This window comes from Streptosporangium sp. NPDC006013 (assembly GCF_040614275.1).
In the GTDB taxonomy this organism is placed as follows: Bacteria; Actinomycetota; Actinomycetes; order Streptosporangiales; family Streptosporangiaceae; genus Streptosporangium.
Genome location: NZ_JBEXUE010000327.1, coordinates 1 through 11,477 on the forward strand (window position 1 = coordinate 1; position 11,477 = coordinate 11,477).

An 11,477-nucleotide genomic window follows, 5' to 3' on the forward strand; every position below is an offset into this window, starting at 1 on the left:
CGACACCGAGGACCGCCGGGTGCGGCTGCGCGCCAGGCAAGGCGAGCTGAGCCAGGCCGTGCTCGACCGGCAGGCGGCGTACCAGCGACTGGTCCGCGAGCAGCGCGCCGAGCTGGCCCGGCTGGAGGAGGAACACCACGAGTGGGAGCGCAGGGAGGCCGAGGAACTGGAGCAGCGGATCCTGGACGTCAACGTAGACCTGGGCCACTGGTTGCAGCAGCACAAGAACGACGGCCTGTCCGCCGAGCGGCTCGCCGAGCGTTTCGCCGAGGCCCAGCAGGCGGAGGACGTCTCCAAGGAGGGCCGGGAGAGGCGCCTCCGCGAGGTGCGCGCCGAGTTCGACCGCAGGCAGCGGGAACAGGCGGCACGCGAGCGTGAGATCCGCAAGCGGCTCCGCGCCCGCCAGCGCGATGCCCGCAGGCAGATGCGCGCCGCGATCCGGGAGGACCGGGCACGACAGGCCAGGGCGGAAGATCCCGAGCTGGAGGGGGAGGACTGATGGAGGCGCTGATCCCGGTGCCCGTGGTGCTGCCGCTGCTGGCCGTCGGTCTCAAGCTGGCCATCGGCCAGAGGCTGCGCAGGTTGCAGGCGCTGATCAGCGTGGGCACGCTCACGGTGGTGCTGCTCGTGTCGCTGGTCCTGCTGTTCGCGGCGGATCAGCAGGGGCCGCTGGTGGCCCACGCCGGGGGCTGGGGCGCGCAGATCGGCATCGCGCTCGTCGCCGACCGGCTCTCCACGCTGATGCTGGCGGTCTCCTCCGCGGTGACGCTCTGCGTGATGATCTACTCGCTCTCCCAGTCCTGGGCCGACCAGGAGTACAAGGCCTCACTGTCGATCTTCCACCCGGCTTACTTGATCATGGTCGCCGGAGTGTCGGACGCCTTCCTCTCCGGGGACCTGTTCAACCTCTTCGTCGGGTTCGAGATGCTGCTCGGCGGCTCGTACGTGCTGCTGACCTTCGGCGGGACCGAGTCCCGCATCCGGGCGGGCGCCACCTACACGGTGATAGGACTGGCCTCGTCACTGCTGTTCCTGGTCGCGATCGCGGTGGCCTACGGCGCCACGGGCACCGTGTCGCTGGCGCAGCTGGCCGAGCGCTTCTCGGTGCTGCCCCAGCATGTCAGGCTGCTGGTCGAGTTGACGCTCCTGCTGGTCTTCGTGGTCAAGGCCGCGATCTTCCCGATGTCGGCGTGGCTGCCCGACTCGTATCCGACCGCGCCCGCCCCCGCGACGGCGCTCTTCGCCGGGCTGCTCACCAAGGTCGGCGTCTACTCGATCATCCGGCTGGAGGCACTGCTGTTCCCCGGCGGTCCGGTGGGCGACATACTGATGTGGGCGGCGCTGCTGACCATGCTCGTCGGGGTGCTCGGGGCGGTGGCGCAGACCGACATAAAACGGATGCTCTCCTTCACCCTGGTCAGCCATATCGGCTACATGGTGTTCGGAGTCGCCCTGTTCAGCGTCCAGGGCATGGCGGGTGCCATCTTCTACGTGGCCCACCACATCACCGTGCAGACGAGCCTGTTCCTGGTGACCGGCATGATCGAGCGCCGCACCGGCACCACCTCCCTGGACGGTCTCGGCGGTCTGGCGAAACTGACACCCGTGATCGCGGTGCTCTTCTTCGTGCCCGCGATGAACCTGGCGGGCATCCCGCCGATGTCAGGCTTCCTGGGCAAACTCGGGTTGATCCAGGCGGGAGTGGCGGACGGCGGTCCGATGGCCCTGACCCTGGTCGCCGGAGGGCTGGTGACCAGCCTGCTCACCCTGTACGCGGTGGCCACGACCTGGAACAAGGCGTTCTGGCGGGTGCCGCCCGCGGGAATGGTCACCGAGGGGGGAACCGTGCTGGAGACCCAGGAGGACACCCAGGAGGACGCGGACGGAGTGGACCCGAAGCCCGCCGCCGGGGCCGCCGACGAGGCGATCGTCACCTCCGTCACCATGCCGAAGCTCATGTTCGCCTCCACGGCCGCCCTGGTGGCGCTGGCCCTGTCCTTCACCGTGCTGGCCGGCCCGCTGTCCGCCCTGTCGGAGCGGGCCGCGGAGGAACTGCTGGCCCGCGAACCGTACATCTCCGCGGTGCTCGGCGGTGAGCGGTGAACGAGCCCCGCCCGACGTTCATGGTGCTGCGGCTGCTGGGCAGGCCCGTGCCGCTGCCGCAGGTGCTCTGGCTGACGCTGATCTGGTTGCTGCTCTGGGGAGACCTGAGCGTGGGCAACGTGCTCGGCGGCCTGCTGGCCGGGCTGGTCCTCGTGTGGCTGCTGCCCCTGCCGATCCAGGACACCGGCATCCGGCTCCATCCTGTCAAGATCCTGCTGTTCCTCATCCGCTTCTTACGGGACATGGTGATCTCCAGCTTCCGGGTGGCCTTCTGGGCGCTGAGACTGGGCAAACCGCCGCCGGTCCAGTTCGTCGAGGTGAGACTGCGCGCCTCGTCGGAGCCGATGGCGGTGCTGGTGACGGTGGCGCTGTCGGCGCTGCCGGGCAGCCTGGTGCTGGAGGCGAACGTCCGGGAGAGAACGCTCCTGCTCCACGTGCTCGGCGTGCCCGGTGACCCGTCGACGGTCAGCCAGGTCACCCAGGATGACGTGACCCGGTTGGAGAACCGCATCGTGGCCGCCTTCGGCACTCGCGCGGATCAGGAGGAGGTGCGATGACGACGGTTTACCTGATCGCTCTGGGACTGCTCGCCGCCGCGGCGGCGATGACGCTCTACCGCCTGGTGCGCGGTCCGACGATGCTGGACCGCGCCGTCGCGCTGGACGTGCTCACCGCTGTCGTCATCTGCGCGATCGGGGCGGGGGCGGCGACCTACCGGGAGTACTCGATGCTGCCCGTGCTGCTGGTGCTCTCCCTGCTGGGGTTCGTCGGCTCGGTCTCGCTGGCCAGGTTCTTCTCCGGGCGTGCCCGGTGACCGCGATGGACGTGGCCGCGGCCGTCTGCCTGCTGCTGGGGGCGACGCTGGCGTTCGCGGCGGGGGTGGGCATGGTCAGGTTCCCCGGCACCCTGGCGCGCATGCACGCGGCGACCAAGCCCCAGGTGCTCGGCCTCCACCTCATCCTGCTCGCCATGTGGCTGCGCGACCCCAGCTGGAAGATCGCCGGCGTCATCATCCTGGTCGCCGTCTACCAGGTGGTGACGGCCGCGGTGGCCGCCTACATGGTGGGAAGGGCCGCCTATCTCACCGCGAAGCCGCAGGACGACGGCGACGACGGCACGGCCGTACCGTCTCCCGGCGACGCTCGCGCCCAGTAGTGCTCTGTCAGGTGTCAGGGAGTCCTCACCGGTTCGCCGGACGGTCCCGGCCGTCCGGTGAACGTGGGTGGACATCGCACCGGCGGAGGCGGAACCCGAGTCCGGCAGACGTCTACCGGGCCTTGGCCGAACACACCGAGCGCGAGGTGTATCCGGACGTCGCACGGGCCGAGGCTGAGTTCATCGAGCTCCAGGTGCGTGCCTGGCCGGCTGCGTTACCGCAGGTCAGGCAAATTCACCCGATTTTTGTTACGACGGCAACCCCGCCAGGGCGCCGGTGTAGATCTCGACGGCCTCCTCGATCCGGGGAGTCTCGCAGTACTCGTCGGTGACGTGTGCCTGCTCCGGCTCCCCGGGGCCGCAGATCACGGTGGGTACTCCGCCGCAGGCGGCGACCAGCACCGAGGCGTCGGTGAAGTAGCTGGCGGCCGGTCGGTCGCCCGGGGGGCGGGCCCCCGCGGTGAGCAGGGCCCGCACGAAGGGGTCGTCCGGGTCGGTCCACACCGAGGGCAGGTCGGTCAGCACCTCCAGCGAGGCCTCCCCGCCGAGCCTCTCCCGGAGCCGCTCGCGTAGCTCCGCGTGATCCTGGCCGGTGACCGTGCGCATGTCGACGGTCGCCTCGGCGAGGTCGGGGACGGAGTTCACGTTGATCCCGCCGTGTACGGTCCCCACGTTCGCGGTCGGCGCGCCGAGCCAGGGGTGGGGGGGAACGCCGGGATCGAAGCGCTCGACGGCGCCGATGGCGCGGGCCAGCTTGTAGATCGCGTTGTCACCCAGGTGGGGCATCGAGCCGTGAGCGGTCCGGCCTTGGGCGGTCGCCTTCAGCCAGAGCGCGCCCTTGTGCCCGAGCAGGGCGCGGTTCGCGGTGGGCTCGGCCACCAGCAGTCCCCGGGATCGGCTGACCAGCCCACGGGCGATCATGTCGATCGCGCCCTCGCAGCCGGTCTCCTCTCCCGCGGTGAGGACGATCTCCAGCGCCACCCGGCGGCCCGGCCCGCGCGCGTGCCGCTCGGCGGCGACGACCAGCGCGGCCACTCCGGCCTTCATGTCGCTCGACCCCCGCCCGTAGAGCCGGTCGCCGTCCACCTCCGCGGCGTGCGGCTCGTGCGTCCATGCCTGGCCGCCCAGCGGAACCGTGTCGAGGTGGCCGGTGAGGGTGACGGGCATGCCCGTTCCCCACCGGGCCACCAGTCCGGTACGGCCGGGCGCGTGGTCGTGCGCCCGCACCTCGAAACCGGCGGCCTCCAGCCTGCGGGCGAGCGGCTCGGCGACCGCGGCCTCGCCACCGCCCACCGAGTCGATCCTGATCAGCTCGCGGGTCAGTTCCACGACGTCGGTCATGTCGTTTCCTTGTCTTCCTGACCGTCCCCGGTCATGGTTCCTCCGGCTCCGGCGGTGACCACGCCCCCGGTCACGGGGCGGCTGGTCTGCCGTACGACGAGCCGGGGGGCGATCGCGATGCGCTGCGCGGGCCGTGGATCGCCCACCCGTACCTGGTTCAGTAGGCGTACCGCCTCGGCTGCCATCTCCTCCACGGGCTGGCGCACCGTGGTGAGCGGCGGGTCGCACATCGCCGCGTGGCCGACGTCGTCGAACCCCACCACCGATATCTCCTCGGGAACCCGTACACCGCCGAGCCGCAGTGCCCGCAGCAGGCCGACCGCGATCTCGTCGTTTCCGCAGACCACCGCGTCCGGCAGGGCGTCGCCGGCGAGCAGCGCCTGCCCGGCCTCGAAGCCCCAGGCGAGGGTGAACTCGCCGAGCAGTGGCGGCAGGGAGGCGATCCCGGCACGGGCTGTGGCGAGCTGGAAGCCGGCCAGCCGCAACCTCGCGGAGGAGTTCATCAGGCGGCTGCTGACGAAGACGACGGAGCGTGCTCCTCCGGCGACCACGTGGTCGACCGCCTGGGCCAGTGCCGAGTCGTCGTCCACGCCGACCCAGTCGGCTCCGCCGCCCTCGATGTAGCGGTCCACCTGTACCAGGGGCACCTGCCGGGCTGCGTTCAGCACGGCCGGCGCGCTGGCCTCGAAGTCGCACGGGCTGATGATCAGGCCGTCCACCCGCCGGGCCAGCAGCGTGTTCAGCCGCCGGGCCTCGATCTCGGGTGTGTACAGGGAGGCGCACAGCAGCAGGTCATGTCCGGTCTCCTGGAGCTGATGCTCCACCGACTCGACGATCGTGGTGAAGAACGGGTTGCCGATGCCGGGAACGATCATGCCGATTGTTCCGGTGGTCTGGTCGCGCAGTGCCTTGGCGATGGCGTTCGGCCGGTAGCCCAGCTCGGTGGCGGCCCGGGTGACCCGCTCGGCCACCTCGGCGGTGACCTTGCGACGCCCGGACAGGGCACGCGAGGCCGAGGCCACGGAGACGCCGGCCGCTCTGGCCACGTCGTGGATTGTCACGCCCATGTTGTGTAATCGATTTCCCTGGTCGCGCTGAGGATAACCGGCCGCCTCCCCGCCATGTGAGCTCGCTCATGTGCGGGTTGTTAGAACCATAGAGCGTCCGCGGCCTTACGTCACCTTGACGAGAGTTTGCCCTGGTCGCTACCATCCCCGGACATTGGTAATCGATTACCAACCCCCCGCTGTATCAGCGTCTCGAAAGGCTGATTCGATGGCACGACCGACTCGCTTCACCCGCCTGACCGCCGTCACGGCGATCCTTGCCACCGGCCTGCTGGCCGCGGCATGTGGCGGCACGGACGCTTCCGACACCGCGCCCTCGGCCGACGGCGGAGAAAAGCCGAAGATCGGCCTGGTGCAGATCAACCAGCAGGCGATCTTCTTCAACGAGATGAACGCCGGCGCCCAGCAGGCCGCGAAGGAGGCGGGCGTCGACCTCACGATCTTCAACGCCAACGACGACCCGGTGAAGCAGAACGAGGCCATCGACAACTTCGTCCAGCAGCAGTTCGACGGCGTCATCGTGGTGGCCATCGACGTCGAGGGCATCAAGCCCGCCGCCAAGATCGCCAAGGACGCGGGACTGAAGGTCGTGGCCGTCGACGCGATCGTGGACTCCCCGGCGGTCGACACCCAGGTGGGCGTGGACAACGAGGCCGCGGCCAAGCAGATGGGCACGTTCGTCAACGAGTGGGCCAAGAAGCAGAACGTGGCCGCGCCGAACATCGGCGTGGTCGGCGCGCTCAACTCCTTCATCCAGAACGTGCGCAAGGACGGCTTCAACTCGACCGTCGAGGCGGCCGGCGCCAAGATCGTCCAGACCGTGGACGGGCAGAACAAGCAGGAGGCCGCCCTGGCCGCCGCCGAGAACCTGCTCACCTCGCGCTCGGACCTCACGGCCGTGTACGCCACCGGAGAGCCCGCGCTGCTCGGCACGGTGGCCGCGGTGAAGTCGCAGAACGCGAGCGACCGGGTCAAGGTCTTCGGCTGGGACCTCACCGCGGAGGCGATCGGCGGCATCGACGCCGGCTTCGTCGCCGGAGTCGTGCAGCAGGACCCCAGGACCGAGGGCTACGAGGCGGTCAAGGAGGTCAAGGCGCTGGTCGGTGGCGCGCAGGCCAAGAAGACCATTGATGTGCCCATCACGATCGTGACCCAGGAAAACGTCGACAAGTACCGTTCCACGTTCAAGTGAGCGGCGGAGAGACCCCTATGACCGACTACGAGGCGACCGGCGCGGACCGTGTGGTCATGCGCGACATCCGCAAACGCTACGGAATGGTCGACGCACTGCGCGGGGCCAATCTGCGGGTCGGTGCGGGCGAGGTGGTGGGACTGGTCGGCGACAACGCCGCCGGCAAGTCCACCCTGATGAAGGTGCTGGCGGGCACCGTCGTGCCGGACTCCGGGCAGATCGTCTTCGATGGCCGCCAGGTGTCCTTCGCCACCCCCCGCGACGCTCGCGAGCTGGGGATCGAGATGGTCTACCAGGACCTCGCGCTCTGCGACGACATCGACGTGGCGGGCAACCTGTTCCTCGGCCGTGAACCGCGCCGGGCCGGTGGCCTGCTGCTGGACATCAAGCGGATGCACCAGGACGCGCGCCGGCAACTCGACGCGCTCAACATCCGGATCCCTCTCACCGACATCCCGGTGGGAGGGCTCTCCGGCGGCCAGCGGCAGGCGGTGGCCATCGCCCGCGCGGTCACCTTCGGCCCCAAGCTGCTCATCCTCGACGAGCCCACGGCCGCGCTCGCCGTCGCCGAGGTCGAGACCGTGCTGGAACTGATCAAGACCGTCTCCTCCCAGGGGGTCTCGGTGATTCTGATCACCCACCGCCTCCAGGACCTGTTCCGGGTCTGCGACCGGCTCTGCGTGATGTACGAGGGGACGCTCCGCGCCGACCTCGACGCCCGCACCACCAGCCTGGAGCGGCTCGTGTCGGAGATCGTCGCCCACGACCAGCCCGAGGGAGCGCGGTCATGACCGTCACCAGTGAGAGGGTGGTCACCACCCGATCGGCCCGGCTCACCGCCCACATCGGCAGCCACGCCCAGACCATCGCCATCGGGGCCGTACTGGTCCTGCTGCTGATCTTCTTCTCGTTCTCCGCCGACCGCTTCGCCAGCGTCGGCAACCTGCTCAACCTGATCCGGCAGATCTCGCCGACCCTGATCGTCGCGGTCGCGATGACCTTCGTGATCAGCACCGCCGGCATCGACCTGTCGGTCGGCTCGACGGTCGCGCTGTCCGGATCGTTGCTGGCGATCGTCCTGCAGCAGGGCTGGGACCCTACCCTCGCGCTCATCGCGATCCTCGCGCTCGGCGCGGCGATCGGGTTCGTCAACGGCTGGTTCTCCTCCTACCAGGGCATCCCAGCGTTCATCGTCACCTTGGCCATGCTCTCGATCCTGCGGGGCACCGCCCTGCGCGCGACCGAGGGGTACTCCACTCCGATCGACGGTGAGTTGTGGATCGTCCAGCTCGGCCAGGGCCGCATCGCCGGAGTACCGGTGCCGGCCATCCTCGCCGTGGTGATCGCGCTGCTCGGCTGGCTGGTCCTGACACGCACGCCGTTCGGCCGCTACGTGGTCGGTCTCGGCTCCAACGGTGAGTCGCTGCGCCGTACCGGTGTGAACACCCGCAGGGTCGGGCTCACCGTCTACGTGCTGGCCGGCCTGGCCGCCGCGCTTGCCGGAGTGCTGATCGCCACCCGGCTCAGCTCCGGGTCGTCGAACGCGGGCACCGGGTTCGAACTGGAGGTCATCACGGCCGTCGTGCTCGGCGGGACCAGCCTGTTCGGCGGACGGGCCAGCATGCTCGGCACCATCTTCGGCGCGCTCACCCTCGGCGTCATCGCCAACGGCCTGGTGCTGCTGCACGTCTCGCCGTTCTATGTGCAGATCGTGCAGGGCAGCATTCTCCTGCTGGCCATCTTCGCCAACAACAAAATGTGGGCGAGGTTCGGCGCGGTGCGGAAATGACCGGCCGGGCCGACGCGACCGCGACCACGGTGCTCGGCGAGGTGCCCGTCGCCGAGCTCGGCATCACTCTCTGCCACGAGCACCTGCGCAACGACGGCGCCAGCGCCTGGCACCCCGCCCCCGAGGGCGACGCCGAGGGTGAGCTGATCGCCGGCTCACCGGTGCGGATGGAGTTCCTCGGCCGGCTGAGACTGGACCCCTACCTCTCCCGCGACAACGTGTCCCTGGACGACACCGGTGTGGCGATCGAGGAGGTGGCCCGATTCGCGGCCCGTGGGGGCCGCACCGTGCTGGATGTCACCCCGGAGGGCATCGGCCGCGCTCCGGCGGAGCTGGTCCGCATCGCCCGTGCCACCGGCCTGAACATCGTGATGGGCTGCGGCTTCTACCTGGAGCGCACCCACCCGGCCCGGGTTCGCGGCATGAGCGCCGCCGACGTCGCCGACGAGATCGAGCGAGATCTGGTCGACGGCACCGGGGGAGTACGTGCCGGGGTGATCGGGGAGATCGGGATCTCCCCGGACTTCACCCCGGCCGAGGAGAAGGTGCTCCGGGGCGCCGCCCGAGCCCAGGCCCGCACCGGCGCGCCGCTCTCGGTGCACCTGCCCGGGTGGGTACGGCACGGCCACCGGGTGCTCGACGTCGTCGCCGAGGAGGGCGGCCTCCTCACGGCCACCGTGCTGTCACACCTGAACCCCAGCCTGCGTGAGCGCGACTACCAGGTGTCCCTCGCCGCCCGGGGGGCCTACCTCGGATACGACATGTGCGGCATGGACTATCTCTACCCCGGCGAGGGCCAGTCGCCGTGCGACGAGGAGAACGCCGCCGCCGTCGCCTGGCTGGTCCGTGCCGGCCTGGGCGGCCGGTTGCTGCTCTCCCAGGACGTGTTCCTCAAGACCATGCTGGTCCGGTACGGCGGAACCGGCTACGCGCACATCCTCACGCATTTCGTGCCGCGCCTGCACCACCACGGGCTGACCCCCGAGGACACCGACCGGCTGCTCGTCGCCAACCCGCGCGAGCTCTTCACCACCCCGAAGATCCCCTGAAGGAGACAATATGACCCGCGTGCTGGTCGCCGGCGAGTCGTGGATGAGCGTGTCGACCCACTACAAGGGGTTCGACGAGTTCACCACGACGACCTACCACACCGGCTTCGAGCCGCTGCGCGACGTACTGGTGGCGGACGGCATCGAGGTCGACCATCTACCCGCGCACGACGTGCCCAAGCTGTTCCCCGGGACGTTCGAGGAGCTGGCGGCCTACGACGTCGTCGTGCTCTCCGACATCGGCGCCAACAGCATCCTGCTGCACCCCGATACCTGGCTGCACAGCAGGAAGTCGGCGAACCGGCTCGACCTGCTGGCGAGCTGGGTGGAGCAGGGCGGCGGGCTGGCGATGGCCGGTGGCTATCTCAGCTTCCAGGGCATCGAGGCGAAGGCGGCCTTCCGCGGCACCCCCGTGGAGCGGGTGCTCCCCGCCCGGATCTCTCCCTACGACGACCGGGTGGAGGCCCCGCAGGGTCTTCCGGGCGTCGTCGTCGATCCGGCCCATCCCATCGTGGACGGGCTGCCCTCCGACTGGCCCGACCTGCTCGGCTACAACCGCTTCGAGGTCCCCGAGGACGCCCGGCTGCTCGCCACCGTCGGCGCCGACCCGCTGCTCGCCGTACGGCAGGCGGGGGCGGGCCGCACTCTCGCCTGGGCCTCCGACATCGCCCCGCACTGGTGCCCCGAGGAGTTCGTCACCTGGGATGGTTACCGCACCCTCTTCACCCGGGCCGTGCGCTGGCTGGCGAAGGAGATCTGACATGCCGATCCCGGTGATTCTCGACTGTGATCCGGGGCACGACGACGCCCTGGCCATCCTGCTGGCGGTGGCCGACCCGGCGATCGACCTGCGCGCGGTCGCCACCGTCGCCGGCAACCAGACCGTGGCGAAGACCGCCCTCAACGCGCGGCGGATGCTCAGCCTGGCGGGGGCGACCGGGGTGCCGGTCGCGGCCGGTTGCGACCGGCCGCTCGCCGGCCCGCTGGAGATCGGCGACTATGTGCACGGGGAGAGCGGGCTGGACGGCCCGGCCTTCGGCGAGCCCGACGTGCCCCTCGATCCGCGCCACGGTGTCGAGCTCATCCACGACACGCTCGCCGCCGCCGACGAACCGGTGACGGTCGTGGCCATCGGGCCGCTGACCAACATCGCCACGCTGCTGCGCCGCCATCCCGGCGACCGCGACCGGATCCGCGAGATCGTGATCATGGGTGGTTCCACCGAGCGTGGCAACCACACGCCCTACGCCGAGTTCAACATCTACGCCGACCCGGAGGCCGCGGCGGAGGTGCTCGGCAGCGGCATCCCGACCACCTGGGTGGGGCTCAACGTCAGCCACCAGGCGCTCGTCACCACAGACGTGCTCGACCGGATAGCCGCGCTCGGCACCCCGCTGGCCCGTGTCTGCGTGGAACTTCTCACCTTCTTCGGCTCCAGCTACCACCAGACCTGGGGATTCGAGGCGCCCCCGCTGCACGATCCGATCACCGTCGCCTACCTGATCGATCCCGCGGTCCTCACGCATGTCCGGGTGGGTCTGCGGGTCGAGCTGGACGGTGAGCACACCCGGGGCGCCACCGTGGCCGACCTGCACGGCCGGATGGACTGGGAGTCCAACGCGAACGTCGGAACCGTACTCGACCGGGACCGGTTCTGGGACATCATGATCGGTGCGATCGACACTCTCGGCTGACGCTCGGACACCGGCCGGGGGCCGCCGCGCGGTCTTCGGCGCCCGGCGCGTGCTTGCGCACGTTCGTCAACGCCTCCTGAGCGGTCC

The 11,477-nt window shown here is 70.1% G+C and carries 12 protein-coding genes and 1 pseudogene; 11 read left to right on the forward strand and 2 right to left on the reverse strand.

Translation table 11 applies throughout. The features are described from left to right. From ABZ260_RS35610 to mnhG, 5 genes and pseudogenes are all read left to right on the forward strand, one after another. Positions 1-499, forward strand: a pseudogene (locus tag ABZ260_RS35610) (Na(+)/H(+) antiporter subunit C); the annotation flags it as partial. Beyond that, positions 499-2,103 (forward strand): Na+/H+ antiporter subunit D, encoded by a 1,605-nt coding sequence (locus tag ABZ260_RS35615; RefSeq protein WP_355626432.1) that lies wholly within the window; start codon positions 499-501, stop codon positions 2,101-2,103. The pseudogene ABZ260_RS35610 and the gene ABZ260_RS35615, both read left to right, overlap by 1 nt. Then, positions 2,100-2,660, forward strand: a complete 561-nt coding sequence (locus ABZ260_RS35620; protein ID WP_355626434.1) for a Na+/H+ antiporter subunit E — start codon at positions 2,100-2,102, stop codon at positions 2,658-2,660. The genes ABZ260_RS35615 and ABZ260_RS35620 overlap by 4 nt, the downstream gene beginning before the upstream one ends. Further along, positions 2,657-2,917 (forward strand): monovalent cation/H+ antiporter complex subunit F, encoded by a 261-nt coding sequence (locus tag ABZ260_RS35625; protein WP_350929445.1) that lies wholly within the window; start codon positions 2,657-2,659, stop codon positions 2,915-2,917. The genes ABZ260_RS35620 and ABZ260_RS35625 overlap by 4 nt, the downstream gene beginning before the upstream one ends. Positions 2,918-2,922: 5 nt before the next feature. Continuing rightward, a complete protein-coding gene (gene mnhG, locus ABZ260_RS35630) occupies positions 2,923-3,258 on the forward strand; it encodes a monovalent cation/H(+) antiporter subunit G (RefSeq protein WP_350929537.1) in 336 nt (111 codons plus the stop codon). Positions 3,259-3,507: 249 nt separating this feature from the next. Here mnhG and ABZ260_RS35635 read toward each other — a convergent pair whose 3' ends face one another. Both ABZ260_RS35635 and ABZ260_RS35640 read right to left on the reverse strand, forming a co-directional pair. After that, on the reverse strand, positions 3,508-4,599 hold the full coding sequence (locus ABZ260_RS35635; RefSeq protein WP_355626436.1) for a M20 family metallopeptidase: 1,092 nt from the start codon (positions 4,597-4,599) through the stop codon (positions 3,508-3,510). Next, positions 4,596-5,666: a LacI family DNA-binding transcriptional regulator gene (locus ABZ260_RS35640; RefSeq protein WP_355626437.1), complete on the reverse strand. Its 1,071-nt coding sequence runs from the start codon at positions 5,664-5,666 to the stop codon at positions 4,596-4,598. Before ABZ260_RS35640 ends, ABZ260_RS35635 begins: the two co-directional genes overlap by 4 nt. Positions 5,667-5,874: 208 nt before the next feature. Between ABZ260_RS35640 and ABZ260_RS35645 the strand changes: the two genes are divergently transcribed. The 6 genes from ABZ260_RS35645 to ABZ260_RS35670 are packed head-to-tail and all read left to right on the forward strand — an operon-like array spanning position 5,875 to position 11,390. After that, complete coding sequence (locus ABZ260_RS35645; RefSeq protein WP_355626439.1) at positions 5,875-6,858, forward strand: substrate-binding domain-containing protein; 984 nt, start codon at positions 5,875-5,877, stop codon at positions 6,856-6,858. 17 nt (positions 6,859-6,875) lie between these two features. Further along, positions 6,876-7,649: an ATP-binding cassette domain-containing protein gene (locus ABZ260_RS35650; protein ID WP_355557971.1), complete on the forward strand. Its 774-nt coding sequence runs from the start codon at positions 6,876-6,878 to the stop codon at positions 7,647-7,649. Next, positions 7,646-8,647, forward strand: coding sequence for an ABC transporter permease (locus ABZ260_RS35655; protein WP_030923544.1), 1,002 nt, complete (start codon positions 7,646-7,648; stop codon positions 8,645-8,647). The genes ABZ260_RS35650 and ABZ260_RS35655 overlap by 4 nt, the downstream gene beginning before the upstream one ends. Continuing rightward, positions 8,644-9,696: a phosphotriesterase-related protein gene (locus ABZ260_RS35660; RefSeq protein ID WP_355626441.1), complete on the forward strand. Its 1,053-nt coding sequence runs from the start codon at positions 8,644-8,646 to the stop codon at positions 9,694-9,696. The genes ABZ260_RS35655 and ABZ260_RS35660 overlap by 4 nt, the downstream gene beginning before the upstream one ends. Before the next feature lie 10 nt (positions 9,697-9,706). Continuing rightward, entirely contained in the window at positions 9,707-10,456 is a 750-nt protein-coding gene (locus ABZ260_RS35665; protein ID WP_355626443.1) for a glutamine amidotransferase, read from the forward strand. Position 10,457: 1 nt separating this feature from the next. Then, a complete protein-coding gene (locus ABZ260_RS35670) occupies positions 10,458-11,390 on the forward strand; it encodes a nucleoside hydrolase (protein WP_355626444.1) in 933 nt (310 codons plus the stop codon). Positions 11,391-11,477 lie beyond the last annotated feature (87 nt).